Annotated in this window: 25 protein-coding genes, 1 tRNA gene and 1 pseudogene; 11 read left to right on the top strand and 16 right to left on the bottom strand. The window is 59.1% G+C overall.

Translation table 11 applies throughout. The features are described 5' to 3' along the window. Positions 1-119 precede the first annotated feature (119 nt). Positions 120-956, top strand: coding sequence for an FkbM family methyltransferase (locus EJA71_RS22425; RefSeq protein WP_158959709.1), 837 nt, complete (start codon positions 120-122; stop codon positions 954-956). 75 nt (positions 957-1,031) lie between these two features. After that, positions 1,032-1,107: transfer RNA gene (locus EJA71_RS22420), tRNA-Thr, on the top strand. 326 nt (positions 1,108-1,433) lie between these two features. On the opposite strand, the pseudogene EJA71_RS22415 reads toward EJA71_RS22420, so the two are convergent. The 5 genes and pseudogenes from EJA71_RS22415 to EJA71_RS22395 all read right to left on the bottom strand — a co-directional run. Next, positions 1,434-1,544, bottom strand: a pseudogene (locus EJA71_RS22415) (transcriptional regulator); the annotation flags it as partial. A gap of 86 nt (positions 1,545-1,630) precedes the next feature. Further along, positions 1,631-2,311, bottom strand: a complete 681-nt coding sequence (locus tag EJA71_RS22410) for an RES family NAD+ phosphorylase (RefSeq protein WP_256671783.1) — start codon at positions 2,309-2,311, stop codon at positions 1,631-1,633. Then, complete coding sequence (locus EJA71_RS22405) at positions 2,308-2,715, bottom strand: MbcA/ParS/Xre antitoxin family protein (RefSeq protein WP_158959708.1); 408 nt, start codon at positions 2,713-2,715, stop codon at positions 2,308-2,310. Before EJA71_RS22405 ends, EJA71_RS22410 begins: the two co-directional genes overlap by 4 nt. 136 nt (positions 2,716-2,851) lie before the next feature. After that, a complete protein-coding gene (locus EJA71_RS22400; protein WP_158959707.1) occupies positions 2,852-3,166 on the bottom strand; it encodes a type II toxin-antitoxin system YafQ family toxin in 315 nt (104 codons plus the stop codon). Beyond that, the gene (locus tag EJA71_RS22395; protein ID WP_158959706.1) at positions 3,132-3,422 is read right to left on the bottom strand and encodes a type II toxin-antitoxin system RelB/DinJ family antitoxin; all 291 of its coding nucleotides are present in this window, start codon (positions 3,420-3,422) and stop codon (positions 3,132-3,134) included. The genes EJA71_RS22400 and EJA71_RS22395 overlap by 35 nt, the downstream gene beginning before the upstream one ends. Positions 3,423-3,891: 469 nt before the next feature. Between EJA71_RS22395 and EJA71_RS22390 the strand changes: the two genes are divergently transcribed. Beyond that, positions 3,892-4,818, top strand: a complete 927-nt coding sequence (locus tag EJA71_RS22390; protein ID WP_158959705.1) for a LysR family transcriptional regulator — start codon at positions 3,892-3,894, stop codon at positions 4,816-4,818. Here EJA71_RS22390 and EJA71_RS22385 read toward each other — a convergent pair. The 8 genes from EJA71_RS22385 to EJA71_RS22350 all read right to left on the bottom strand — a co-directional run bounded on the left by EJA71_RS22385 (position 4,735) and on the right by EJA71_RS22350 (position 13,566). Further along, positions 4,735-5,052 carry an AzlD domain-containing protein gene (locus EJA71_RS22385; protein ID WP_007909127.1) on the bottom strand — a complete coding sequence of 106 codons (318 nt, stop codon included), beginning with the start codon at positions 5,050-5,052 and terminating at the stop codon, positions 4,735-4,737. The two genes, EJA71_RS22390 and EJA71_RS22385, sit on opposite strands and share 84 nt — an antisense overlap. Then, positions 5,031-5,747 carry an AzlC family ABC transporter permease gene (locus EJA71_RS22380; RefSeq protein WP_158959704.1) on the bottom strand — a complete coding sequence of 239 codons (717 nt, stop codon included), beginning with the start codon at positions 5,745-5,747 and terminating at the stop codon, positions 5,031-5,033. The genes EJA71_RS22385 and EJA71_RS22380 overlap by 22 nt, the downstream gene beginning before the upstream one ends. Further along, positions 5,744-6,121, bottom strand: coding sequence for a GNAT family N-acetyltransferase (locus tag EJA71_RS22375; protein WP_158959735.1), 378 nt, complete (start codon positions 6,119-6,121; stop codon positions 5,744-5,746). The genes EJA71_RS22380 and EJA71_RS22375 overlap by 4 nt, the downstream gene beginning before the upstream one ends. Positions 6,122-6,200: 79 nt before the next feature. Next, positions 6,201-6,947 carry a 2OG-Fe dioxygenase family protein gene (locus EJA71_RS22370; RefSeq protein ID WP_158959703.1) on the bottom strand — a complete coding sequence of 249 codons (747 nt, stop codon included), beginning with the start codon at positions 6,945-6,947 and terminating at the stop codon, positions 6,201-6,203. Positions 6,948-7,179: 232 nt separating this feature from the next. Continuing rightward, the gene (locus EJA71_RS22365) at positions 7,180-8,484 is read right to left on the bottom strand and encodes an OprD family porin (RefSeq protein WP_158959702.1); all 1,305 of its coding nucleotides are present in this window, start codon (positions 8,482-8,484) and stop codon (positions 7,180-7,182) included. 414 nt (positions 8,485-8,898) lie between these two features. Then, the gene (locus EJA71_RS22360) at positions 8,899-9,111 is read right to left on the bottom strand and encodes a hypothetical protein (RefSeq protein ID WP_007952633.1); all 213 of its coding nucleotides are present in this window, start codon (positions 9,109-9,111) and stop codon (positions 8,899-8,901) included. A 246-nt stretch (positions 9,112-9,357) separates the two neighbouring features. Continuing rightward, on the bottom strand, positions 9,358-10,464 hold the full coding sequence (aguA, locus tag EJA71_RS22355; RefSeq protein ID WP_158959701.1) for an agmatine deiminase: 1,107 nt from the start codon (positions 10,462-10,464) through the stop codon (positions 9,358-9,360). Between the two features lie 189 nt (positions 10,465-10,653). Further along, positions 10,654-13,566 (bottom strand): aminotransferase, encoded by a 2,913-nt coding sequence (locus EJA71_RS22350; RefSeq protein ID WP_158959700.1) that lies wholly within the window; start codon positions 13,564-13,566, stop codon positions 10,654-10,656. A gap of 168 nt (positions 13,567-13,734) precedes the next feature. Here EJA71_RS22350 and rfbC point away from each other — a divergent pair, with 168 nt between their 5' ends. From rfbC to EJA71_RS22330, 4 genes are read left to right on the top strand one after another with little or no spacing between them, the layout of a single operon-like run. Beyond that, on the top strand, positions 13,735-14,280 hold the full coding sequence (gene rfbC, locus EJA71_RS22345) for a dTDP-4-dehydrorhamnose 3,5-epimerase (protein WP_158959699.1): 546 nt from the start codon (positions 13,735-13,737) through the stop codon (positions 14,278-14,280). 42 nt (positions 14,281-14,322) lie between these two features. Continuing rightward, the gene (locus EJA71_RS22340; protein ID WP_158959698.1) at positions 14,323-16,131 is read left to right on the top strand and encodes an ATP-binding protein; all 1,809 of its coding nucleotides are present in this window, start codon (positions 14,323-14,325) and stop codon (positions 16,129-16,131) included. Then, a complete protein-coding gene (locus EJA71_RS22335) occupies positions 16,128-17,513 on the top strand; it encodes a sigma-54 dependent transcriptional regulator (RefSeq protein WP_158959697.1) in 1,386 nt (461 codons plus the stop codon). Before EJA71_RS22340 ends, EJA71_RS22335 begins: the two co-directional genes overlap by 4 nt. Then, the gene (locus tag EJA71_RS22330; protein WP_158959696.1) at positions 17,510-17,965 is read left to right on the top strand and encodes a YiiD C-terminal domain-containing protein; all 456 of its coding nucleotides are present in this window, start codon (positions 17,510-17,512) and stop codon (positions 17,963-17,965) included. Before EJA71_RS22335 ends, EJA71_RS22330 begins: the two co-directional genes overlap by 4 nt. Positions 17,966-18,047: 82 nt before the next feature. Here the strand turns inward: EJA71_RS22330 and cysQ are convergent, their stop codons facing one another. After that, positions 18,048-18,875, bottom strand: coding sequence for a 3'(2'),5'-bisphosphate nucleotidase CysQ (cysQ, locus tag EJA71_RS22325; RefSeq protein ID WP_158959695.1), 828 nt, complete (start codon positions 18,873-18,875; stop codon positions 18,048-18,050). Between the two features lie 11 nt (positions 18,876-18,886). Further along, positions 18,887-19,453 carry an ADP compounds hydrolase NudE gene (gene nudE, locus EJA71_RS22320; protein WP_158959694.1) on the bottom strand — a complete coding sequence of 189 codons (567 nt, stop codon included), beginning with the start codon at positions 19,451-19,453 and terminating at the stop codon, positions 18,887-18,889. An 88-nt stretch (positions 19,454-19,541) separates the two neighbouring features. Between nudE and yrfG the strand changes: the two genes are divergently transcribed. Continuing rightward, positions 19,542-20,204 (top strand): GMP/IMP nucleotidase, encoded by a 663-nt coding sequence (yrfG, locus tag EJA71_RS22315; RefSeq protein WP_158959693.1) that lies wholly within the window; start codon positions 19,542-19,544, stop codon positions 20,202-20,204. 100 nt (positions 20,205-20,304) lie between these two features. Here the strand turns inward: yrfG and lysM are convergent, their stop codons facing one another. Further along, positions 20,305-20,745: a peptidoglycan-binding protein LysM gene (gene lysM, locus EJA71_RS22310; protein ID WP_158959692.1), complete on the bottom strand. Its 441-nt coding sequence runs from the start codon at positions 20,743-20,745 to the stop codon at positions 20,305-20,307. 136 nt (positions 20,746-20,881) lie between these two features. On the opposite strand from lysM, the gene EJA71_RS22305 reads away from it, so the two are divergent. The 3 genes from EJA71_RS22305 (at position 20,882) to EJA71_RS22295 (ending at position 25,046) form a co-directional block, all read left to right on the top strand. Then, positions 20,882-21,769 (top strand): LysR family transcriptional regulator, encoded by an 888-nt coding sequence (locus EJA71_RS22305; protein WP_158959691.1) that lies wholly within the window; start codon positions 20,882-20,884, stop codon positions 21,767-21,769. Positions 21,770-21,861: 92 nt separating this feature from the next. Further along, positions 21,862-22,701, top strand: a complete 840-nt coding sequence (fdhD, locus tag EJA71_RS22300) for a formate dehydrogenase accessory sulfurtransferase FdhD (RefSeq protein WP_158959690.1) — start codon at positions 21,862-21,864, stop codon at positions 22,699-22,701. Continuing rightward, positions 22,698-25,046 carry an FdhF/YdeP family oxidoreductase gene (locus EJA71_RS22295; RefSeq protein ID WP_158959689.1) on the top strand — a complete coding sequence of 783 codons (2,349 nt, stop codon included), beginning with the start codon at positions 22,698-22,700 and terminating at the stop codon, positions 25,044-25,046. Before fdhD ends, EJA71_RS22295 begins: the two co-directional genes overlap by 4 nt. Positions 25,047-25,110: the final 64 nt, after the last annotated feature.

The raw sequence follows: 25,110 nt of genomic DNA, 5'->3' as shown, positions 1-25,110 counted from the left end.
ACGACATAACTGCCGAAACCCATCCGTTCGTAGCGAAAAATTGCGACGTATCGCCAGCCTTGCTATACAAGGCCACAGCGTGCCCCCAACAAGAACAATCAGACCGACAGGAAGCGACCGTGACGTTCATTTCTTACGCACAGAATTTTGAAGACGTCCGCTTATGGCGAGCCCTCAAGCAGGTCGACAACGGCTTCTATATCGATATCGGCGCCAACGACCCGAACCACGACTCGGTCACCAAAGCCTTCTATGACCACGGCTGGAAAGGCGTCAACGTCGAGCCGATGCAGGACTATTACGACGCGCTCTGCCAGCAACGCCCACGCGACGCCACCGTGCAATGCATTGCCAGCGATCAGCCCGGCGAAGTGACCTTCTACGCCATCCCCGATACCGGCCTTTCTACCGCCGACCCAGCGGTCGCCCAGCACCACAAAGACCAAGGCATGGACGTGCGCAGCCTCACAGTCAAGTCGCGCACACTGACCTCGATCTGCGAACAATACGCTGCTGACCGGCCCATCCATTTTCTGAAAATCGACGTCGAAGGCCACGAAGAAAGCGTCCTGCGCGGCATGGACTTCGCTCGCTTCCGCCCCTGGATCATCGTCATCGAGACCCCATGGGAGCGCGACCACACCTGGGAACCGCTGGTCACCGACGCGGGTTACCAAGCGATCCTGTTCGACGGACTCAACACCTGGTTCCTCGCCGACGAATATATGAAGCTGAAACCGGCTTTCGACATCCCACCGTGCAACCTCGACAACTTCCAACTGTGCAAAGGCCACGCTTTCGCCCACCCGATCAGCCCGAGCGATCTCGACACCGCTCAACTACTGGCCAACGCTCTGCAACGCGCCGAACAGGCCGAAGCTCAACTGGCTGCCCTGCAAAACAGCCGCACATTGAAGGCAGTGCAAACGTTGCGAAATGTGCTGCGCAGGGCTTGATTTGCATCGATGCAAAAATAGTCTGAATTCAGGGGTTTACAGAAATTATCCAGTCGCTATAATCGTCGCCCACACGCCGGTATAGCTCAGTTGGTAGAGCAACTGACTTGTAATCAGTAGGTCCCGGGTTCGACTCCTGGTGCCGGCACCATACAAAACAAAGCCCCTGCAGAAATGCAGGGGCTTTGTTGTTTCTGGGTGTTTATATTTTTAGCTGCATTTCAGCTTCAGTAGAAACAGCGCCCTTCCTCCCCACACGTCGATCTGATCGCCAGACGCCCTTCTCCCCCAAAGCACAGCTTTTGCCAAAAATGCCCGAATTTCCGCTTTTATGCCAAATTATGAACTGGCAATAATTATGGCCTGCCCATAAAACGGTGTAATTGCATGAGCAGGCGTTTCTCAGTGCACTGAACCGGCGGAGTCAATGGCAACCTGGTTTCCCAGTCCAAGAGTGCTTGATGCCTCGACGCTTGGTTCCTCCGCCACAGAGAACGGCATCGGCGTTACGCGCGCTGCCTCACCGGCCTTCATCTGACGTACAGACTCCAGTCTGTCCTGCTGGAATTGCTCCAGTTCATCGACCATCGCTGATCTCCTCGTTTTGTTGCTTGGAAAAGGCCAAGGACGAGTGGTGGTGTAAGGCCCTCGCCGATGCGAGGGCCTTTTGCATTTCAGACCTGAGTGATCTCAAGCACGAATGAAATCTTCTGCTGACCCGCACTCCACACATAGCGCAAATGCTTACCCTGCTTCGGAATCGACACCGCAGGCGGCCGAAACGCGGCAATACATTCGTGACCCGCTAGGCGAACGCTGTTGTAGAGAAGGCCCCAGGACTCGGTTTCGCGCAGCTGCCGGGCAAATCCCTGAGACGGTCCGTAAGCCTCGGGATCCGGGTTGTGCAGATCCGGGAAGTCGTGACGGACGTCGTGCAAAGGTTTAACCACGCGATTGACGTAAGTGCGCATGGTCAACTCAAGATCCGCTTCCTGGGTCGCGGCGAGAAATCGCTCCTGGTGATAACAGGTTTCGGCGATAGCGGCCGCTTGGCTGCTCGCGGCGTAATACACGCCGAACGTACCGTCGCAAAAGCGACTGCGCTTGCCGATGTGGGTAAACGCCGCCATAACCGGAGTCGAGCCGGGGCCGGAAAGTCGGTCTTCGGGACGCACTCGGGCGAGGACACCGGCCTGTTCGATCAGGCGATCATTGGTCAGCGCTTCGATGGCGTAAGCAACTTCCAGGTCTTCCGGATCGAGCACGTCTTCGAACAACGCAATCGGCGGGAAGCTGCTATTGACGATGCGGTAGGCTCGCGGCCATGGCACGTCCACCAGCGGCGGCGCTCTCAACCGCGCACCCCGTCGAGGTAACGGCGCACGTCGGCGATATCGACCACCCTGCCCGCCAGCATGTAATCCAGCGCCGTTTGGCCATTAAACGGCGCCGCCATGTTCGGGCTGCTAACCCACTTGTAGGCGCGCTCACGGCTGTTGCTGAAGATGATGCTCAACGCCTTGTGAATGCCCATCAGGTAGGAGATGCGCTCAAGGGTGTCGTGTGGGAGACGTATGTTCGGCAGATGTTTGTATTTATAGAACGTGGTGTTGCCGACGCCGCCGAGCAATGTGCGTTGCTGCTCGGCGCTGCAGCCCCAATGCTCCATAAGGTTGAAGAAGAACTTCAGCGCGACGCGACCGGCTTCGGGGGCGTCGAGTTGTTCGCGTGGGGTTGGGGCTGGGGATGAGGTAGGCATAGACGCCTCCTGATGTTTTGTCTTAGCTGAAGACTAGTACGTAACTGTAACTTTTTAGAGTTTTGATACACAAACGTACAATCGTAACAATCAAACGCACAGAAGCCGGAGTCAAGCCGGCTTATGTATTTCTGCGCTATCTAAACAATTCCGAATGGCTCCCCAAATCCACAAACGTGATCAGGTCTGGGCGTGTGTTCTCATAAACCAACAGAAAATCGCCACCGATATGACACTCGCGGAATCCAGACCAATCTCCAGTCAGCGCATGATCCAGATATTCTGCCGGTAATTGCTGCCCCAAGAACAACAACGCCATCACATTCCGGACGTCGTTCATGTCTCGCCTTCCGGCACGGTTATAACGATCCCAAGACTTCTTGAATTCAGAAGTCTGTGCACACTGTTTAGGCCGATCAGCGCGTTTTTGCGTTTTCTCCGGTTTCGCCATCAGCAGTCCTCAGCATGTCGTCTATGGAGTCGAAACGCTGACGGATTTCTCGTGCTTCCATCATTGCGCGCGCCGTTTTCTCTGATGGAACTCGCACCTCGAAGGGAAGCCCCTGAGTGGCAACAACCTGTCGCAGAAAAAGTCGCATAGCGTCGCTGATGCTCAGCCCGCAAGCGTTTAAGACTTCAGTGGCACGCGTTTTCAAATCCTCATCAATGCGGCAACGCACATCGGTAGTTTTCAGTAGTGCAGCCATTACGATTACCTCGTTGTGATTTTGTAGCTACATCAGCGCTACCTCTACATTGTGGTCGGAGGGATCTTCGTCGGTCAACGCGAAGTGGATAGGTGGTTGTTAACCGCCATGGATCGAAGGCCAGGCATCTATTTCAACTCGTTTGACAGGTAAGCGCTATCAGCTAAATCGCTACTCTGCCTGAGATCGTTCTGCGCGTGACGCAGGCAAAAACCTCGGAAGATGTAAGCCGTTTCTCATCGGAAAAACCGCCCCCACGCACCAAAACCACGCACTTTTTTTGACCTCCATCACCCCCACGTCACCAAAAACCCCGATCCTGTGTCAGCCTCCAGCCATCGGCGGGGACATCAATTCGCTACTAAACCCGCGACAACTATGCTCAGGTACAGGAATATAGCCAGCATATGGCGCCGGATCGGCAGTCCCGTAAACAACAATACCCAGCCCACTTTAGAGGGCATTACCCATGGATAGCAGAACCTTACGCAACCTGATGCGCATCGTGCAGACCGGCTCGTTGTCGGCCGCAGCCGAGCATTCGTGCCTGACTGTGCAGGCGTTGGCCGCGCAGTTGAACAAGGTCGAAGAGCAGTTCGGTTTCCGCTTGTTTCGTCGTTCCAACAAAGGGCTGACGCTGACGCCGCAAGGCACTGAGCTGACGCCTTATATGGACAAAGTGCTGATTGCCACGCGACAGATGGAAGAAAAGGTCGAGGCGCTGAAGGTGCCGGGCCAGCGCACGTTGAAGGTGGCGTTGAACAATACGTTGTCGCCCGATTTCAACCGGCGAATGATCGGACGCCTGATCGAGGTGTTTCCCGATTATCAGATGGAATTCAGTTACGCCGAGTCGATGGAGAACCTCAGCAAACTGAAAAACGAGGACTTTGATCTTGCCGTGTTGATCGGCCCGCAACGACCGGGTCTACCGAGCATTGTGTTGCCGGACGTGCAGGTGCAAGTGGTCGGGGCGCATTGCGGCCAGGAAAATGATCCGCTGACGTTGCTGGGCAACAAGTTTCAGGTGCGTCCTGCGGAAGATTGTCCGTATTCCCACAGCTTTTTGCGTTTTCTAGACGCTGGGTTGGGCAATCACGAGAACGGTCAACGCATGGTTTATTCGTGCAGTGAAACGTTGACGCTGTCGCTGATCACGCAGATGGACGCGGTCGGCATGGTCTCGCGTGAGGCCGCACAAAAGAACGGCCTGACGATTTTCCCCGGTTTCGAGGATTTCCTCGAAGTGCGCCTGGCGGTGAACAATCCGGAGTTGTCGAACCAGGCGCTCAGCGACGTCGTCGATCTGCCTTTACATGAACGAGCCGAGCGCAATGTACGCAGCCGTCCCAACCGCCACACTGAGAAAGAGGTTTTTGCTGAAATACGCACATAACAACGTCGGAATCGCGGCATAGAATTCCGGGCGATCGAGCTGTATGTGCTGATCCTTGATCAACAAGGGTGTCAGGCTGATCGCAGCGACGATCGCCACCGGCAAGTATTCCAGCGCCCGCGCAATGAACGGCGGCCAGTGCTCGGTGTTGACTTGCAGTGGCAAGGCGCGTGGCAGGAAGGTCACGGCCATCATCAGCGCCACAACCAGAATCAGGAACGTTTGGTCAGGCATACACCCACTCCGCAGCCCACAAACGTGGCGATGAAAACGTTAAACGGCGAACTGCCGATCAGGCTCAGTGCGCCCATGCACAGCACCGCGGCCGCAGCGGCGATGAGCTTGTTACGGGTATTGCACAGCGACACCAGCACGTAGAGCATCATCGCGGTCAGTGCGTAGTCGAGCTGGTATTTGATCAGGTGCGCGGCGTACTGCGCGCACACCGCGCCGAGCAGGCCACCGAGTACCCAAGAGGTGTGGCAGAACAGGTTGAAGCCGATCAGATAACGCACATTGACCGGCGCACCCGTGCCGAGCTTCACACTGTGGAAAGCGAAGGATTCGTCCGTCAGGCCACCGGCGTAGCACCACCGCTCCATACGGCTCAGGCCCAATGCACGCAGGGCTTTGGCCATGTACACCGACATCAGCATGTGCCGCGCATTGATCAGGAATGTGGTCAACACAATGGTGGTCAGCGATGCGCCGCTGGAGATCAGCGCCAGTGCGGCGAATTGCGAAGCGCCGGCATACACGAACAGACACATCGCCACCGGCAGCCACATCGGCAGCCCGGCGTTGACGGCCATCAGCCCGAACACGAATGACACCGTGAAATACCCGGCGACCACCGGGCTGGCTTCGGCAAACGTGCGCGACGGCTGATGGGCAGCCATCAGCGGCGCACTGCCGGACGTTTCATTCATAGATCCCTCTCAAATGTCCGTTCGCCATGGGGCTCGCAAAAACCCTGGGCAGTCCAAAAACGCTTGCCCGCGAGGTTAGCATCGTCAACGAACAGAAACATCCGCAACACACCCACGCGCTTCATGTCGGACGAGGCGGCTTCAACCAAACGTTGACCGACGCCTTGGCTGCGATAACGCGGGCAGACCGCCAGATGATTGATCGTGCCGCGACTGCCGAGCATGCCGCCGAGCACTGCGCCGACAATTTCGCCGGCGATGTCGAAGGCGAGATACGACGTGGTGGTTTTCTGGATCAGCACGCCACGCAGACACTTGGCGTCCTGCCACTCGCAGAAGGACACTTCGTCGAACTGGCGGAAGAAGCGCTCCATGCGCTGCGCATCCTTGGCCGTGGCGCGTCGCAGCACCACCGGCGTCGAGCACTCGACGCCGTCGATTGGGGTGATCTGATTAGCGAACAATGTCGAAAGCGGTCCCGGGCCGCGAGAAAGAAATCGCCAGAATCTGCCGGTATGCCATGGCATGGGTGTGACTGTTGCGCGCTGGCGTGACGTAGTGGCGCATGTCGCGGTCGAGGAAGTAAGTGGTGTCGAGAATTTCCTGGTAAGTGGTCGACGCCAGTTGATGCTCGTGGATGTCGTACAGACGACTCTCGGCACCCTCGACATTGTTGCGCCCCCAGAAATGCACACCGCTGAACGGGTAACCGTCGCAGTGAATGCCTTCCGGAGTGATTTCAAGTTGCTTGCCCGGTTTGATCTCGATGCGGATCTGATGGATCTGGCACTGCCAGATTTCATCGTGCAACTCTTCCGGCAGCACGCTTTTGTACACTTCGAAATCGGTGTCGATCAGGCTACGCATGACTGGAGAACTGATCACTTCATCGGAGAAATCCTGGAAGTGCCGCACCAGCCCGCCGACATAAGCGTTGTTTTCCTTCGACTGCACGTACGCGCGGTGCTCGAGTTGCTTCAATTCACGCGTCTTCGGGTTGTACTCGAAGTCGCTGTATCGACGGTAACGCATGCCGGCTTCGGCCTGACCGTAATAACTGTCAGGTTCCATGTTTTCCCAACTTTTGGTCAGTCTGACGAAGTCGGCAAAATGACCGTAGAGATTGAAGTCACCACCCTGGACGTTGACAAACTTGTCGCGCCGTAGCGATTCGCCCACTTCTCTGTTCAAAACGATCATTACCCAATTCTCCACTGCGTTGAGCGGCCTAATCTATTAGGTGGAGAATTTGCGTCCATGAGAAAGAATTTCAGGCATTTAAAGCGCTGTTTGAAACGGTGTTTGAAGCGACTTAAAAACAACTTTTACATGACAAAAACACGGGTTTTTTCCGGTTTTCATCGAAAAACCGTCGAAAAAAAACCCCGAGCTAGTCGGGGTTTTTCTCAAGTTTCTTACACTCGATCGATCATCAGAAGATGTTGATCGGGTAATCCACGAACACACGCACTTCGTTGCCGCCCACGTTGTATTCGCTGGATTTCTGCGATACACGCAGGATCGAGCTGCGCAGTTTCACGCTCAGGTCTTTGGCCGGGCCGGACTGCACGACGTACTTGAACTGGTTGAAAATTTCGCGCTCGGTGCCACCGGTGCTGGTGGAAGTGGTGATGTTGTCACCACGCACGTACGCGAAGTTGTAGCTCAGACCCGGCACGCCGAATGCGCCGAAGTCCAGGCCATAGCCCAACTGCCAGCTGCGTTCGTCTTCAGCGTTGAAGTCGGACCAGTAGGAGTTGGCCAAGTAGATAGTGTTGCCACCGTCACCAACACGATTTTGATCTTTCTGGTAGCCGCCGTAGGCGTAGCCGAGGTTGCTGTCACCGGTAGAACGCTGATGCGCCACGGTGAACGAGTGCGGGCCCGTAGCGAATGTAGCAGCCAGGCTCCAGATCTTGTTGTCGTCGCCGGTCACACCGTTTTCGCGGACATAGGAGTTGTCCAACTTGGTGCGGTAGCCGTTGAAGTCCAGAGTCAGCGACTGATCCTTGTTGAACGGCAACACGTAGTTGGCGTTTACGTATTGTTTCTTCAACACGTCTTCAACGTCGGAAGCGTACAACGCACCTTTGAAGTGTTCAGTGAACTGGTAGCTACCGCCCAATACATTGATCGACTTGAGGCCACCGCTGTCACGACCTTCATCGCTCTTGCGCGATTCGGCGGTGAAACGACCAGCATTCAGCTCCAGGCCCTTGATCTCTCTGGAGGTGATCAAAGTACCGGTATAGCTTTCCGGCAGCAGACGCGAGTTGTCGTAGTTCAGCACCGGCAGAGCCGGCATCTGGTCACCGTAAGTCAGCACGGTGTTGGAGAAGCGGAATTTTACCGCTGCGCCAGCCTTGGCCAGATCGCTCGAAGCATCGCCGTGCGTGCCTGCAACGTTGCCGTTGTCTTGTTTGAAGAAGTCGATACCACCGGCGCCGCTGCGGCCTTTGCCGCCATCCAGACGCAGTGCGTAAAGACCGAAGGCGTCAACACCGACACCGATGGTGCCTTGGGTGAAGCCAGACGAGAACGTACCGATGGCCGCTTGGCCCCACTCGGCTTTGTCGGCGTTGCCGTCTTTGTAGTCACGATTGATGTAGGCATTGCGCAGCAGCACTTTGAGGCTGCTGTCTTCAACAAAACCTTTGGACTCGGCTTGGTCGTTAGCCATGGCCTGAGTGGCGCTCAACATCCCCAATGCGATCAGACTGATCCGCTTGTTCAACATTTTGTTTTCCTTATTACGGGTTGAAACGCGCTGTGTCGAACGGCTGAAACGGCGCTTTTGCACTCTTCTTTTCACCCCGAAATAAAACGGCTCGCCAAAGCCAAACCCTGGCGAGCCCTTTCATTTTTTTTGAGTCATGGCGGTTGGCCACAGGCGTTGGGCCGAATCGTAGCCGCGCCCTGAACTATGTGTCAATTTCAAGAATCGTCTTTAAATAGGTAAAAAACGTCTAAGAAACGTAATTTTTGCGCTGGCTCCTTGCACGGAAATGCGTACTTCCAGTGAATTCGGTGGGGTCAAATGCATCCTCGCTACCGCATCATCCAAGTGTTTAACGACCACGATGGTTTTGTTGTTGCGCATAAAAAAGCGCCGCCATCCCGGCAGCGCTTTTACCAATCCCTGTTGTACTTCTTATCCTTCCATCACATCCCACAACGCTTCCAGTTCGGCCTCGCTGAACAGGCCAGCGGGGTAACGCTCGATCATCATCCGGCGCGGATCAGGCTCTCTGATCTGACGCGTTCCATTGGATTTCAACCAGTGCGCAACAATCTGGAGCGATTCGCTGTTGACGGCCATGGGATGCAAAGTCCGCTCGCTGATTACGTTCACTTCGGCGTTCATTTCAGCGCTCTCTCCCCGTTCGTGAGCGGCTACGTTATCCAAGGTTTATGACAGAACTGTTGAAGTTCTCCCCCCTCCCTAGTGCACGGGTGATGAATACAAGAGCTATGCCAATGTTTCTCATTTGTCGACAAGTGGATACAAAGAAGCCCGCCGTCCTTTCGGGCTGCGGGCTTCTCTACGTGCATAGCGAGCTAATCATTGCCCGGCTGATTTGGTAATCAACTCAAGCTGTTACGACTCAACTCACTCTTTGTGCGGCGCTGGCTGCTGTTGGGTAAGGCAGTGGATATTGCCGCCACCGAGTAACAGTTCGCGGCCCGGCACCATCACCACTTCGTGCTGCGGGAACAGTTTCTGCAGAATTTCTTTCGCCGGCGCGTCCATCGGATCGTTGAAGCTCGGCGCGATGATGCCGCCGTTGACGATCAGGAAGTTCACGTAGGAACCCGCCAGGCGCACGGATGGATTGCGCTCCTGCGTGCCGTCCACCGGATCAACACCGGCGCACTCTTCCTCGGTCGCATACAGCGGCCCCGGAATCGGCATCTTGTGCACCGTAAATGGGCGGCCCTTGGCGTCGGTGCTGTTTTGCAGCACGTTCATGGCAGCTTGGCAGCGTGGGTAGTTCGGATCCTGCGGATCATCAGTCCACGCCAGCAACACTTCGCCCGGTCGCACGTAGCAGCAGAAGTTATCCACATGGCCGTCGGTTTCGTCGTTGAACAAACCGTCCGGTAGCCAAATGATTTTATCCACAGCCAGATTGGCGCTCAGCACCGCTTCGATTTCCTCGCGGCCCAGGTGCGGGTTGCGATTGCGGTTGAGCAGGCACTCTTCGGTGGTGATCAGCGTGCCTTCGCCGTCGACGTGAATCGAGCCACCTTCGAGCACAAAACCTTCAGTGCGATAACGCGGACTACGCTCGATCTCGAGGATCTTGCCGCCGACCTGCGAGTCGCGATTCCACGGCGAGTACAGGCCGCCGTCGAAACCGCCCCACGCGTTGAAGTCCCAATTCACACCGCGCACTTCGCCGCTGTTGTTGATGACAAAGGTCGGGCCGCTGTCGCGTACCCAGGCGTCATCGCTGGACATCTCGACCACTCGGATATTCGGCACATCGAGACGCGCACGAGCGTTTTCGTATTGGCCGGCGGAGACCGCCACGGTTACCGGCTCAAAACGGGCGATGGCTTTGGCCACGGCGGCATGGGCGGCTTGCGCCGGTTTGCCACCCAGACGCCAGTTGTCCGGGCGCTCGGGCCAGATCATCCAGGTTTGCGTCTGCGGCGCCCACTCGGCCGGCATGTAGAAACCGTCAGCGCGCGGGGTACTTTTCAAAGTGGTCATGGGATCTGGACTCCTGGGAACCGTCGAAGGCTTTCAAAGCGATGGCGACTTTATAACCGATAAATATCGTATTTAAAATCTGCAAAAATGTATTTCGTCTAAATTAACCCAATTAAACCCGATACAAATCGAACTATGCGGACAAACCTATGTGGGAGCGAGCTTGCTCCCACAGAAGATCCGGTGGATTTACAGACCTTCCTCGAGCACCTGATCGAGCCTATCAACAAAGAAATCGACACTGCGCCGCGAGGTCACCATCGGTGGTTTGATCTTGAGGATGTTCAGGTCATCGCCGGTCGGCTGCATGAAAATCCCCAGCTCGCGCAAGCGATCGCAGAGCAACGCGGTTTCCTCGGTCGCCGGTTCCAGCGTTTCGCGATTACGGATCAGTTCCAGCCCGAGATAGAACCCGGAACCGTGCACCGCGCCCACCAGCGGATGTTTATCGATCAATGCTTCGAGCCGCGCCCTGAAGTGGCCACCGACGACCTGCGCGTTCTCCCAGAGCTTTTCTTCTGCCATGACGTCCAGCACCGCCATGCCGATCTGGCAGCTGACCGGACTGCCGCCCGCCGAGGAGAAGAAATAGCCTTCGGCCTCCAGCGCCTCGGCGATCTCTCGACGGGTGATCACCGCGCCCAGCGGCTGGCCGTTGCCCATGCCTTTGGCCATGGTGATGATGTCTGGCACCACGCCCTGATCTTCGAAACCCCAAAAGAACTTGCCCATGCGCCCGTAACCGACCTGCACTTCGTCGGCGATGCACACCCCGCCCTGCGCGCGCACCAATGCGTAGACCTGCTTGAGGTATCCCGGCGGCAATGAAATCCCCCCGGCATTGCCGTACACCGGCTCGCAAATAAACCCGGCCAGTTGGCGTTTCTGCTCGGCAAGTTTTTCCAGGTGATGGTCAACACTGCGCACGTAATCCGCTGCCGCATCGGCGCCACGGAACTCACCGCGGTAGGTATTCGGCGCGGTCACCGGATGCACCCAGTCCGGGCGGCTCTCCAGGGCTTTCGGGTTATCGGCGATCGAGGTCGACACTGCGTCAGCACCGACTGTCCAGCCGTGATACGCCTCGAGCACGCTGATCATGTCGCGCCCGCCGCTGTAGGCCCAGGCCAGGCGAATGGCGAGGTCATTGGCCTCGCTGCCGCTGTTGACCAGAAACACGCGATCCATGCCTTCCGGCGCCAGCGCCAGCAAGCGCTCGGAAAACTCGGCAACCGCCGCGTAGTTGAAGCGCGAATTGGTGTTGAGCAGCGACCACTGCCGCGCCGCGACCGCCGCCATGCGCGGGTGGCCGTGACCGAGCACAGCGACGTTGTTGAGCATGTCGAGGTAGGAACGGCCCTGCATGTCGATCAGGTGATTGCGCCAGCCGCGCTCAATGCGCGGCGGGTCAACGTAATAATGTTTTTGCGTGCGTGCGAAACTGGCGTCACGCCGTTCGAGCAGGGTTTTCCCGTCCAGCTCTGGCTCGGCATCACAGGCCAGTCCCAGCAACGCCGCAGGCGAGGGGCAAAGCGCCTGCCAAGCCGCTGCGTGAGATGGCGTGCAAAACAGCGGCGCGTTCAAATCCGACCCGCGACACATCTGCACCCGCAATGGGCCGCTGACCGCGCCCAGCTCCTGACCTTTCACCAGTGCCGCGCCGCTGTGCAGTGAAGGCGTTACGCCCCACAGCCGCACGCTGAGCAGCGCGCCGTCCAGTTGCAAGGCACCGTCTGCTGCTTGATGCATGACGCCAGCGAACGGCGATTCCACCGCCGTGCCATTTGGCACGCGCAGTTCGACGTGCAACGGGAAGGTGTCCGGTTCAACGGCGCTATCGGGCTGGGTACGTGACAAACGGTATTGACCATAGCGGCTTGCCGCCAAACCATGCGCCGCCGCGGCTTCAGTCAACAGACGCTGGTCGATACCGGCCTGTTCCCAGTTGCCGGCCTCGAAATGCGGGCTGAGAACACCGAGATCGATCAAGGCAAATTCACGCCCGACCAGCCCCGGCAACAAAGGCGCAAAACCCGCGCTGTCGATTGCCGGCAAAACGTGACCGACGGCAGTCAGAATCGCCGCTTCCATCAGTGCCAGCGGCACCGAAGTCGCGACGCGGAAGATTTCCCACTCGTGGGTAAGATTGTCGCGGCTGTAAGTATTCGCCGGATCGATGCTGACCTGTTGCTCGCCGCTGAGCACCAGCACTGCGGCGCGTGCAACGATCAATGGCCACAACGCCTGCAACTCTTCTTGCTGCAGCGGATTGACTGCGTGATACGCCTGCACAGCGGGCAGGATGACAAACGGATCACCTGCCGCGTGATGCAGCAGCGCCGCGCACGTCACCGACAGATCGGTGATGCGCCAGGTGCGCACCAGATCACCGAAATCGATCACGCCCTGCAACTGCCAATGACGCTGAGCGTCGCGCGCCCAAACGGCGTTGTCGTCGGTAATGTCCATGTGGATCGCCTGCACCGGCAGCTTGTCCTGCAAGGGCTGCAAGCGATGCTCGGCTTGCTCGGCGGCAGAAGCGATTAACGCGCGCTGCTGCTCGTCTTTGATCACGGGCAGCAAATGATTGATCAACGCACTGGCGTGGCGGGCATCCCACTGCAAGGTGCGCTCAAGGCCCGGATGATCGAAACCCGCCAGTGCCAGATCCATCTCGCCGCAGAGCCGGCCAAATCCGGCCACCACCTCCTGGCCCAGATGATCGAGATCGGTCAGCGGCTGGCCCTCGATGTAATCGAGCAGACGCACATGCACCGCTTGGCCCGCCGTATCCAGCGTCAACAGGTCCTGCCCATTGTTGGCGGAAATCACCCGAGGCACCGGCACATGGGAATGTTCAGCCAGATACTTGAGCCCGGCGTGCTGGGCCTGCAACTCCACCAGAGCGTAATCGCCACGGCAGATTTTCAGCACGAACCGTCCGCGTGCGCTGTCGACGCGAAAATTGAGATCCTGCTGGCTGCCAAGCGCCTGCAACGTGCCGCTGAGCCCGTAATGTTCTGCCAGCCACTGCTGGGCCTGCTCCGCAGAAACCTGCGGGCTGGGCAAACTGGCGCGATGAATCAACGTGGCGAGCGGCATGAAACGACCCCTGAAATTTTATTAGGCGCCTATATCGCCATTGCTGCAGAGGATGCGCAACCCCTAACCGTCGGTACACCGCTCGCCTCTATTTGTATTCGAACACTCGCGCCCTTCGGCACTTTGCGCAAGAATGGCAGCCATTCACACCTGTCTATGGAAATCCTCATGAATGTAATCACCACCGATCTGCCCGGTGTTCTGATCATCGAACCCAAGGTTTTTGGTGACGAGCGCGGATTCTTCTACGAAAGTTTCAACGCCAAGGCGTTCCAGGAAGCGACCGGGCTGGATACGCAATTCGTGCAGGACAACCATTCGCGCTCGCAAAAAGGCGTGCTGCGCGGTCTGCATTACCAACTGGAAAACACCCAGGGCAAACTGGTCCGCGTGACCGCCGGTGAAGTCCTCGATGTTGCCGTGGACATCCGCCGCAGCTCGCCGCATTTCGGCAAGTCCGTAGCCGTGCGTCTTTCTGCTGACAATCACCGTCAGTTGTGGGTCCCGGAAGGTTTCGCCCATGGTTTTGTGGTGCTCAGCGAGTTCGCCGAATTCCTCTACAAGACCACCAAGTACTACGACCCGTCGTCCGAACGCAGCATTCGCTGGGACGACCCCGCGCTGGGCATCGACTGGCAGTTGGACGAAGCGCCGAAGCTGTCGGCCAAGGATCAGGCCGCAGCGCTGCTCAAGGACGCTGACGTCTTCGCCTGAGGCCGGGCATAATGCGCCTGTCACCTCAGGCGCAACCGGCTTATGAAACCCACCCTTCCCCGCAGACCTCGCTGGCGCAGCCTCGCCCTGCTGGCCCTGTGTCTGGCGCCGTTGCTGTGGCCGCTGGAACATCTCGCCGAGCGCTACTACCGTAGCGAACTGGCCGGCCAGAACCGCCAGACCCTCGACCTGTACGTCGCCAACCTGCTGGGCACCTTGCACCGCTACGAAGTGTTGCCGCAGATTCTCGGCGATCTGCCGGCTCTGCGCTCGGTACTCGGCGCACCGGATGATGGCGTGAGCCAAGGCAACGCCAATCGCCTGTTGAAAAACATCGCCGCGCAGACCGGCGCCGAAGTCATGTACCTGATGGACACCAACGGCCAGACCCTGGCGGCGTCGAACTGGGACAAGCACGACAGTTTCGTCGGCCGTAATTTCTCCTTCCGTCCGTATTTCAGCGAAGCCATGGCCGGGCGCCTCGGACGTTTTTTCGGCCTCGGTACGACCTCAGCCAAACGCGGTTACTTCTTCGCCGCCGCCGTGCGCAACGGCGAAAAAATCATTGGCGTGCTGGTGATCAAGGTCGATCTCGATCACACCGAAAGTCTGTGGGGCAAAACCCCGGAACAACTGCTGGTGACCGACCACAACGGCGTGGTCATTCTCACCTCGCGCCCGGAATGGCGTTTCCGCTCGACCCGTGACTTGAGCGACACCGAGCGCTCAGCGATCACCGCGATCCAGCCTTATCCAACTCGCGAACCACGCCCCTTGAACCTGAGCCCTACCGCGTGGCTGATCCAGACCCACGACATTGCCGAGACCGGTTGGAGCGTGAGCATTCTGGCGCCGCGCACGCTGATCGATCGTCCGGTACGCACCGTGGTGGCCATCGGCGGCGCGACGCTGTTGGTGGTGATGCTGCTGCTCGGTTTGATGATGCAGCGTCGTCGCCACTATCTGGAACGCATCGCGTTCGAAGCCAAGGCGCGTCGGGAGTTGGAGGGGCGGGTCGCCGAGCGAACGAGCGATCTCGAAGGTTTGAACCGCCGCTTGAAGCAGGAAGTGCTTGAGCGCGAAACAGCGCAACAGGAATTGGTCCGCGCTCAGGATGATCTGGTTCAGGCCGGCAAACTTTCGGCGCTGGGCACCATGTCGGCGAGCATCAGCCACGAACTCAATCAGCCGCTGGCCGCAATCCGCAGCTACGCCGAAAACGCCGAAGTCTTGCTCGATCATCAACGCACCGACGATGCTCGCGGCAATCTCAAACTGATCAGCGAACTGACCGGGCGCATGGCCTCGATCATCGCCCACTTGCGCGCCTTCGCTCGCCGCGATCGCCACGCCCCGGAAAGCGTTGCCCTGCAACCGGCGTTGGACGATGCGCTGGCGCTGCTGGCCAAACGGCGCCGCAGCATGGAGGTCGAGCTGATTCGCGACCTGCCCGCTGCCACGTTGTGGGTTGAAGCCGGGGAAACCCGTTTGCGTCAGGTGCTGGGGAATCTGCTGGCCAACGCGCTGGATGCCCTCACCGAAAAAGGCCCGCCGCGCAAACTGTGGTTGAGTGCCGAATCCACCGAGGACGGCGTCAATCTGTACATTCGCGACAACGGCCCAGGCTTCTGCATGGAAGCACTCGGCCGCGCCAGCGAACCTTTTTACACCACCAAGACCCGCACCCAAGGTCTGGGTCTGGGGCTCGCCATCTGTGAAACGCTGATGCGCGCCTTCGGTGGCGAATTGTCATTTGCCAATCACAAGCAAGGCGGCGCCTTGATCACCCTGCGGCTGCGCGCCGGCGCACCCGGGGTCAGCCTGCAACCGTCCGAGGATCGAAGTGCATGACCATCGAAAATCGCATTCAGGTGGTGTTGATCGACGACGATCCACACCTGCGTCAGGCCCTCGGCCAGACACTGGATCTGGCCGGCCTGAAAATCCTGCCGCTGGCCGAAGCCAAAGGTCTGGCCGGGCAACTGGAGCGTGACTGGCCCGGCGTGGTGGTTAGCGACATTCGCATGCCGGGCATGGATGGCCTCGAATTATTGAGCGAGTTGCACGCGCAAGATCCCGAGCTGCCGGTGCTGCTGATCACCGGCCACGGCGACGTGCCGCTGGCGGTGCAAGCGATGCGTGCCGGGGCGTATGACTTTCTCGAAAAACCCTTTGCCAGCGATGCATTGCTCGACAGCGTGCGCCGCGCCCTGTCCTTGCGCCGACTGGTACTGGACAACCGCAGCCTGCGGCTGGCCTTGAGTGACCGCAACGAGCTCAGTGCGCGGCTGGTCGGCCACTCGGCACCGATGCTGCGCCTGCGCGAGCAGATCGGCGCATTGGCAGCGACCAAGGCTGACGTGCTGATCCTCGGTGAAACCGGCGCCGGTAAAGAAGTGGTCGCCCGCGCCCTGCACGATTTGTCGAGCCGGCGTAACGGCCCGTTCGTGGCGATCAACGCTGGCGCACTGGCCGAGTCCGTGGTGGAAAGCGAACTGTTCGGCCACGAACCCGGCGCCTTCACCGGCGCGCAAAAACGCCGGATCGGCAAGTTCGAGTTCGCCAACGGCGGCACGCTGTTCCTCGATGAAATCGAAAGCATGAGCATGGATGTGCAGGTGAAGCTGCTGCGCATGCTGCAAGAGCGCGTGGTCGAACGGCTGGGCGGCAATCAATTGATTCCGCTGGACATCCGCGTCATCGCCGCGACCAAGGAAGACCTGCGCCAGGCCGCCGATCAGGGCCGTTTCCGCGCCGACTTGTATTACCGCCTCAACGTCGCGCCACTGCGCATCCCGCCGCTGCGCGAGCGCGGCGAAGATGCGCTGCTGCTGTTCCAGCATTACGCCGACGAAGCCAGTGCCCGTCACGGTCTGCCGCCCCACGAATTGCAACCGGCACAACGCGCTCTGCTGCTGCGCCACACCTGGCCGGGCAATGTGCGCGAATTGCAAAACGCCGCCGAGCGTTTCGCCCTTGGCCTGGAATTGGCGCTGGATAACAGTGGCGTCGAAGGCAGCGGCGGCAGCTCTGTCGAGGTCATAAACGGCGGGCTCAGCGAGCAGGTCGAACATTTCGAAAAATCGCTGATCGCCGCTGAACTGGCGCGCTCGCACAGTTCAGTGCGCAGCCTCGCCGAAGCCTTGGGCATTCCGCGCAAGACCCTGCACGACAAACTGCGCAAGCATGGCTTGAATTTCGGCGACAGCAGCCATGCCGAGGAAAACGAATGAGCAGCGACACTCGCTATCTGGAATCGGTCCTGCATCACGACATCCCGCTGACCCGTGACATGGGGCTCAAGGTGCTCGACTGGCATGAGCAGCAGCTAAGCCTGCACTTGCCACTCGAACCTAACGTCAATCACAAAAGCACCATGTTCGGCGGCAGCCTCTACTGCGGCGCGGTGCTGGCCGGTTGGGGATGGCTGCATTTGCGCCTGAAGAAAGAAGGGATCGAGGACGGGCACATCGTGATTCAGGAGGGGCAGATCAGTTATCCATTGCCCGTCACCGGCGATGCCACAGCGATTTGCCCGGCGCCTGATGCGAAGGTGTGGCAGAAGTTTCTCGCGACGTATCAGCGTTATGGACGGGCGCGGTTGACGCTGCAGACGCGGATCGTCAATCAGGGCAGCGCGGACGATGCCGTGACGTTTACCGGGCAGTATGTTTTGCACCGGTAAAGCAAAAGATCGCAGCCTTCGGCAGCTACCACAGTGAAATACATTCCCGATAGGAGCTGCCAAAGGCTGCGATCTTTTGAAATCAAGAGCGAGCCAATTCGAGCAATCTTGCGCGCCAAGCCGCCTTCGCCGGCAATGCCAAAAAGAACTCATTGAGCAGCGATTCCCGCGCCGGATAGCAGAACGCTTCACCGCGTAGATCCAGCACCTCACCGCCCGCCCCTTCCAGCACACCCTGCGCCGCCGCCGTGTCCCACTGCGAAGTCGGGGCCAGACGCGGATAGCAATCCGCCGCGCCCTCAGCCAACAGGCAAAACTTCAACGAGCTGCCGATATTCGCCAATTGCAGTTCGCCCAGACTCGCGCTCAATCCGGCCAGCAAACGCTCCTGTTCAGGACTGGAGTGGCGGCGGCTGGCGACGACAGTGAACGCTTCGCCCGGCCCCGGCACATCACGCACCTGAATCGAAACCGGCGTGCCGCCCTGGTCGCAACGCCAGGCACCGAGCCCGGCTCCGCCGACGTAGTAACGACCGTTGGTCGGCATCGACACCACACCGAACACCACCCGACCGTTGTCGATCAGAGCAATATTCACCGTAAATTCTTCACTGCCGCTGATGAACTCCTTGGTGCCGTCCAGCGGGTCCACCAGCCACCAGCGCTGCCAACCGGCGCGGATGCTTTGCGCAATGTTGGCGTCCTCTTCGGACAGCACAGGAATGCTCGGGTCCAGCGCCGTCAGCCCGGCGACGATCAGGTGATGCGCGGCCAGATCTGCCGCCGTTACTGGCGAGTCATCGGACTTGGCCGTGACTTCAACGCCTGAACGCCAGAACGGCAAAATCGCATCACCCGCCTGCAAGGCCAACTCGACCACGGGCGCCATCAACGGATGGGGGAAATTCATCGACATCTCACTCATGACTGAAAGAAACCCCGTTGCGTCAGCAGGTCTCGGGTCAGGTACAACGCCGCCAGCGCCCGCCCTTCGGAGAATTGCGGATTCTGCGCCAGCAATGACAAATCACGCAGGTTGACCTTGTCGACCCGCATCGGCTCAGGCTCGTCGCCCTCCAGCCGCTCTTCGTACAAATCGGTGGCCAGCACCACCTGAATCTTCTGACTCATGTAACCGGGCGACAGCGACAGCTCGGTCAGATGTTCCAGTTGTCGTGCACCGAACCCGGCTTCTTCCTTGAGTTCACGCTCGGCCGCTGCCAACACATCCTCGCCCGGCTCGATCAAGCCTTTGGGCAAGGACAGTTCGTATTCGTCGGTGCCGCCGCAATATTCCTCGACCAGCACCGCATGCTCGCTGTCGAGCATTGCCACAATCATCACCGCGCCATACCCGGCACCCTTGCCGACCAAACGCTCGTACGTGCGCTCCACGCCATTGGAGAAACGCAGTTTGAGTTCTTCGACGCAGAACAGGCGACTGGTGGCGACGATCTCGCGGGCAAGTACGGTGGGTTTCTGGCGCATGCAAAGCTCCTTGGCGTGAACGCGCTACTATAACGCGGCTTTCCCGATTGTTTATGTCGGATATCTTTCTACCGTTCGAGACGTTGCCATGCCTTCATTACCGTGGTCCGACATCGATACCGTTCTGCTGGACATGGACGGCACGCTGCTGGATCTGCACTTCGACAACCACTTCTGGCTGGAACACCTGCCCCAGCGCTACGCCGAGTTGCACGGGGTGAGCCGGGCGATGGCCGAGTTGGAATTGCAGCCACTGTTCAAACGCCACGCCGGCCAGTTGCAATGGTATTGCCTGGATTTCTGGAGTGCCGAACTGAAGCTGTCGGTGCGGGAGCTGAAACAGGAAACCGCCCATCTGATCGCCCTCCGACCGGACGCCGATACGTTTCTGGAGGCGATCAAACGGGCGGGCAAACGGGTGATCATGATCACCAATGCCCATCGTGACTCACTGTCGTTGAAGCTGGAGCGGATCGAACTGGCGCCTTATTTCGAACGGCTGATCAGCTCGCACGATTACGGTTTCCCCAAGGAGAACCCGCAATTCTGGGATGCGCTGCAGGCGGACATCGATTTTGATCCGGCGCGCAGCCTGTTTATCGATGACACCTTGCCGATTCTGCGCAGTGCGCGGGATTTTGGCGTGGCGCATTTGCTGGCGGTGAAAGAACCGGACAGCCGCAAAGGGCCGAAGGACACGGCTGAGTTTGCGGCTGTCGAAGATTATCGGGATTTGATTGCAGGGCTTTGATCTTTGTAGGAGCTGCCGCAGGCTGCGATCTTTTGATCTTGTTTTTAAAAATCAAAGTCAAAAGATCGCAGCCTTCGGCAGCTCCTACAGGGGTGTCGTGTTACTCAGGAATACGCAGGGTCTGGCCTGGGTAGATTTTGTTCACGTCCTTGAGGAGCGGTTTGTTGGCCTCGAAAATCTTGTTGTACTGGTTGGCATTGCCATACACAGCGAGGGAAATCGCGCTGAGGGTGTCGCCTTTTTTAACCACCACAAAACGCGCGGCGGCCACGACGGGCCCGCTCACGGTGATCTGATCATCAACGCTGCCCACGCCTTCAATGTTGCCCACCGCCAGCAGAATCTTCTCTTTCTCTTCCTGGCTCGCCACTTCACCGGTCACTGTGACCTTGTCACCGTCCACCGTCGCCTGCACATTCGGGTTACCCAGGCCAACCTTGCTAATGTGTTCCTTCAACTGCTCACCGGCATTGGCATTGCCGGGGGTCAGCAGGTCGAGCAGTTTTTCACCGGCTTCTTTGACAAAACTTAAAAGGCTCATCGTCTTCTCTCCATTGAATACAGGGTCAGTCGTCCAAGCCTAGACCACCCCGGACAAACACGATCCCAAGCCGACCAATGACCCTGCTTGTGCACACGGGTTAGAATCCCTCACCCCGCCAAGCCCAGGAGCGAAGATGGACATCAAGCAGCTGAAATTCCTCATCGCCCTCGACGAAACCCGCCACTTCGGCCAGGCCGCCGCGCGTTGCCACATCACCCAACCGACGCTGTCGATGCGCTTGCGCAATCTCGAAGAAGAACTCGACCTGCCGCTGGTCAACCGCGGCCAGCGCTTCGAAGGTTTTACCGCGCCGGGGGAGCGCGTTCTGGCGTGGGCGCGCTCGGTGATGGCGGCCTATGACGGTTTGCACGCGGAGGCGGCGGCGTGTCGTGGCAACCTGATCGGTACGTTGCGGCTCGGTGTGGTGCCGTTATCAAGCTTTGATCCGCTGCCGTTGATGCAACGCCTGCACGCTGCGCATCCGAACCTGCGTTTCGAGATGTCGGCACTCAGCTCCGAGCAAATCCTCGAACACCTGGCGAATAACCGCATCGACATTGGCGTGTCTTATCTGGATCGTCTGGATAATGAGCGCTTCGAGTCCCTCGCCTTCCATGAAACCCGCATGGGCCTGCTCTACGATCAACGCACCTTCACGTTCGGCGAGGCGCCGTTGAGTTGGGAGTCGCTGATCGAACTGCCGCTGGGCATGCTCACCAGCGGCATGCACTTTCGCCAGTCCATCGACCACAACTTCCACAGCCGTGGCCTGACGCCGCAACCGTTGCTGCAAACCGATGCCGTCCATCAATTGTTACAAGCCGTGCACGGCGGTTTTTGCTGCGCAATCATGCCGCTCGACGCTGGCCTGGAAAAACTCACCGATCACCTGCGTCTGCAACCCATCGAAAACGCTAGGACCCTCGCCCCGCTTGGCCTGATCATGCGTCGCGGCGCCCCGCGTTCAGCGCTCGCCGAGGCCTGTTTCGCGCTTTATCAGCAATCGCCAACGGCGACTTGATCGACGGCATCTATCGATAGATCGACACTAGCGATTAGACGCGACAACTTGCCGCGCCTAGTCTTAACGTTGATCAAACCGTCGGTGATGTCATGAACGCCAAGCGCCCAGCCTGCGCGGCGCCAGCACTCGAAACGCCCGCGCCAACCGCCAGCCAGACCTACAGTTACAGCGATTTACCCCGTGAGGAATCGGCCAGCACCGCGTTGGCCGAAGAAGTCGCGTTGGCGATCGCCTACAACGGCATCAGCCAAGCGGTGATGCTGGTGACGCCGACCGACCTTGAAGACTTCATCGTCGGCTTCAGCCTCGGCAGCGGCATCATCGAAGACGCTACAGACATTTACGACCTGCAGTTGACCGGCGCCGGGTCTGCGCAATACGCGCAAGTGACCATCGCCAACCGCGCGTTCTGGAACCTCAAGCAACAGCGCCGGCAACTGGCGGGCACCAGCGGTTGCGGATTGTGCGGTGTTGAAGCGGTGGAGCAGGCGCTCCCCGATCTCAAAGTGTTGGCGGGTGCGCCGTTGCCGCCGATTGAATGGCTCGACGGTTTGCGCCAACGCATCGGCGCGTTTCAGCCGTTGGGGCAGCATTGCGGCGCGGTGCATGCGGCAGTGTTCATGAACGCCAGCGGTGAATTGCTGCTCGGGCGCGAAGACATCGGCCGGCACAACGCCCTCGACAAACTGATCGGCGGCCTGATCCGCCAGAAGATATCCACAGACGGCGGGCTGGCGATTGTCACCAGCCGTTGCAGCCTCGAATTGATCCAGAAAGTTTTGCGTGCCGGCATCCAGACCCTGATCAGCCTGTCCGCACCCACGGGCCTTGCCGTGCAATGGGCTCGTCGACACAACCTCAATCTCATCCACCTGCCGCAGAAAAATGCGCCGCGGGTGTATAGCCCCGCGATGGAGAATCAAGCGTGAGCCAACATCATCAAGCCGACCAGAAACCTGTCCCGCGCTACAAGCCTTACAAAGGCGCCGCCGGCGGCTGGGGTGCCCTGATCAGTGTGGCCCAGGCCTGGTTGACCAGCGACAACGCGCTGAAAAACCTGCGCATGATGCTCAAGACCAACCAGAACGGCGGCTTCGATTGCCCGGGTTGCGCGTGGGGCGATTCGCCGGAAAGCGGCATGGTCAAATTCTGCGAAAACGGCGCGAAAGCGGTGAACTGGGAAGCGACCAAGCGCCGCGTCGATGCCAAATTCTTCGCCAAGCACAGCGTCACTTCGCTGCTGGAGCAGAGCGACTATTGGCTGGAATATCAGGGTCGTCTGACCGAGCCAATGGTCTACGACACCGAAACCGATCGCTACAAGCCAATCAGCTGGGACGGCGCTTACGCGCTGATCGCCAAACACCTGCAAAGTCTGCCGAGCCCGGATCTGGCCGAGTTCTACACCTCGGGTCGTGCCAGCAACGAAGCAGCGTATTTGTACCAACTGTTTGTGCGCGCCTACGGCACCAACAACTTCCCTGATTGCTCGAACATGTGCCACGAGGCCAGCGGTGTCGCGTTGGCGCAAAGCGTTGGCGTCGGCAAAGGCACCGTGACCTTCGACGATTTCGAACACGCCGACGCGATTTTCGTCTGGGGCCAGAACCCGGGCACCAACCACCCGCGCATGCTCGAACCCCTGCGTGAAGCGGTGAAACGTGGCGCGCAAGTGGTGTGCATCAACCCGCTGAAAGAACGCGGATTGGAACGTTTCCAACACCCGCAACACCCGATCGAAATGCTCACCAACGGCGACAAGCCCACCAACACTGCATATTTCCGCCCGGCACTCGGCGGCGACATGGCGGTGCTGCGTGGCATGGCCAAGTTCCTGCTGCAATGGGAGCGCGATGCGCAGAAGGCTGGCGAACCCGCCGTGTTCGATCACGACTTCCTCAATGCCCACAGCGCCAATGTGCTGGAGTACCTCGGTGTCGTCGATGACACGCCGTGGGAGCAAATCGTTGAGCAGTCCGGCCTGACTCTGGTCGAGATCGAGCAAGCCGCGCGCATGTACGCCAAAGGCAAGAACGTGATCATGTGCTGGGCGATGGGCATCACCCAGCATCGCCATTCGGTGCCGACCATCCAGGAAATCGCCAACCTGATGCTGCTGCGCGGCAACATCGGCAAACCGGGCGCTGGCCTGTGCCCGGTGCGCGGTCACAGCAACGTGCAGGGCGACCGCACGATGGGCATCAACGAGCGTCCGCCGGTGGCGTTCCTCGATTCGCTGGAACGTCGCTTCCAATTCAAGGTGCCGCGTCACAACGGTCACAACGTGGTCGAGGCGATCCACGCGATGGCCGAAGGTCGCGCCAAAGTCTTCATCGGCCTGGGCGGCAATTTTGCGCAAGCGACGCCGGACAGTCCGCGCACGTTCGAAGCGCTGAGCAATTGCGACCTCACCGTGCAGATCAGCACCAAGCTCAACCGCAGCCATTTGGCACACGGTAAAGACGCGTTGATCCTGCCGTGCCTCGGTCGTACCGACATCGACATCCAGACCGAAGGCCCGCAAGCGGTCACCGTCGAAGACTCGTTCAGCATGGTTCACGCCTCCAACGGCCAGTTGCAGCCGCTGTCGAACCAGATGCGCTCGGAACCATCGATCATCGCGGGCATCGCTGCCGCCACTCTGGGCAGCAAACCGGTGGACTGGAACTGGCTGGTGGCCGATTACGGGCGCATCCGCGAGCTGATCGCCGACACCATCCCGGGCTTCAAGGACTTCGCCGAAAAGGTCAAGAACCCGGGCGGTTTCTACCTCGGCAACAGCGCCGGCGCGCGCAAGTGGAACACGCCGTCGGCGCGCGCCAATTTCCGCGCGAACCTGCTGCCCAAAGACCTGGTGCACGAACGCACCCGCGCCACCGGCCAATTGCCGGATCTGATCCTGCAATCGATGCGCTCCCACGATCAGTACAACACCACGATTTATGGCCTCGACGACCGTTATCGCGGGGTGAAGGGCCAGCGTGATGTGTTGTTCGCCAACGAGGCCGACATCATCCGCCTGGGCTTCCGCCCGGGACAGAAGGCTGACATCGTTTCGCTGTGGGACGATGGTCGCGAGCGTCGGGTGAAGGGCTTTACGCTGTTGGCGTTTGATATCCCGGCGGGGCAGGCAGCGGCTTACTACCCGGAAGTGAATCCGTTGGTGCCATTGGAGAGCACCGGGGATGGCAGCCACACGCCGACATCGAAGTTCATTGCGATTCGGTTGGAAGCGGCGAGTGAGACAGGATTGATCATGGCCAAGTCGGCTTAACACAAGATCAAAAGATCGCAGCCTTCGGCAGCTCCTACAGGGATCAGTGTAGGAGCTGCCGAAG

The organism is Pseudomonas sp. PB106, from assembly GCF_009764645.1.
Classification (GTDB): domain Bacteria; phylum Pseudomonadota; class Gammaproteobacteria; order Pseudomonadales; family Pseudomonadaceae; genus Aquipseudomonas.
This window is presented reverse-complemented; position numbering and strand designations above follow the sequence as displayed.

Excerpts from the sequence above, each read along its gene's own strand:
- fdhD (WP_158959690.1), top strand. The coding sequence starts at position 21,862 with ATGAACGCCAAGCGCCCAGCCTGCGCGGCGCCAGCACTCGAAACGCCC.
- EJA71_RS22350 (WP_158959700.1), bottom strand. The coding sequence starts at position 13,566 with ATGCCGCTCGCCACGTTGATTCATCGCGCCAGTTTGCCCAGCCCGCAG.
- EJA71_RS22305 (WP_158959691.1), top strand. The coding sequence starts at position 20,882 with ATGGACATCAAGCAGCTGAAATTCCTCATCGCCCTCGACGAAACCCGC.
- EJA71_RS22370 (WP_158959703.1), bottom strand. The coding sequence starts at position 6,947 with ATGATCGTTTTGAACAGAGAAGTGGGCGAATCGCTACGGCGCGACAAG.
- cysQ (WP_158959695.1), bottom strand. The coding sequence starts at position 18,875 with ATGAATTTCCCCCATCCGTTGATGGCGCCCGTGGTCGAGTTGGCCTTG.
- yrfG (WP_158959693.1), top strand. The coding sequence starts at position 19,542 with ATGCCTTCATTACCGTGGTCCGACATCGATACCGTTCTGCTGGACATG.
- EJA71_RS22360 (WP_007952633.1), bottom strand. The coding sequence starts at position 9,111 with ATGAACGCCGAAGTGAACGTAATCAGCGAGCGGACTTTGCATCCCATG.
- EJA71_RS22390 (WP_158959705.1), top strand. The coding sequence starts at position 3,892 with ATGGATAGCAGAACCTTACGCAACCTGATGCGCATCGTGCAGACCGGC.
- EJA71_RS22340 (WP_158959698.1), top strand. The coding sequence starts at position 14,323 with ATGAAACCCACCCTTCCCCGCAGACCTCGCTGGCGCAGCCTCGCCCTG.
- EJA71_RS22385 (WP_007909127.1), bottom strand. The coding sequence starts at position 5,052 with ATGCCTGACCAAACGTTCCTGATTCTGGTTGTGGCGCTGATGATGGCC.
- lysM (WP_158959692.1), bottom strand. The coding sequence starts at position 20,745 with ATGAGCCTTTTAAGTTTTGTCAAAGAAGCCGGTGAAAAACTGCTCGAC.
- aguA (WP_158959701.1), bottom strand. The coding sequence starts at position 10,464 with ATGACCACTTTGAAAAGTACCCCGCGCGCTGACGGTTTCTACATGCCG.
- EJA71_RS22375 (WP_158959735.1), bottom strand. The coding sequence starts at position 6,121 with ATGGAGCGCTTCTTCCGCCAGTTCGACGAAGTGTCCTTCTGCGAGTGG.
- EJA71_RS22330 (WP_158959696.1), top strand. The coding sequence starts at position 17,510 with ATGAGCAGCGACACTCGCTATCTGGAATCGGTCCTGCATCACGACATC.
- EJA71_RS22400 (WP_158959707.1), bottom strand. The coding sequence starts at position 3,166 with ATGGCGAAACCGGAGAAAACGCAAAAACGCGCTGATCGGCCTAAACAG.
- EJA71_RS22380 (WP_158959704.1), bottom strand. The coding sequence starts at position 5,747 with ATGAATGAAACGTCCGGCAGTGCGCCGCTGATGGCTGCCCATCAGCCG.
- EJA71_RS22365 (WP_158959702.1), bottom strand. The coding sequence starts at position 8,484 with ATGTTGAACAAGCGGATCAGTCTGATCGCATTGGGGATGTTGAGCGCC.
- nudE (WP_158959694.1), bottom strand. The coding sequence starts at position 19,453 with ATGCGCCAGAAACCCACCGTACTTGCCCGCGAGATCGTCGCCACCAGT.
- EJA71_RS22405 (WP_158959708.1), bottom strand. The coding sequence starts at position 2,715 with ATGCCTACCTCATCCCCAGCCCCAACCCCACGCGAACAACTCGACGCC.
- EJA71_RS22395 (WP_158959706.1), bottom strand. The coding sequence starts at position 3,422 with ATGGCTGCACTACTGAAAACTACCGATGTGCGTTGCCGCATTGATGAG.
- rfbC (WP_158959699.1), top strand. The coding sequence starts at position 13,735 with ATGAATGTAATCACCACCGATCTGCCCGGTGTTCTGATCATCGAACCC.
- EJA71_RS22335 (WP_158959697.1), top strand. The coding sequence starts at position 16,128 with ATGACCATCGAAAATCGCATTCAGGTGGTGTTGATCGACGACGATCCA.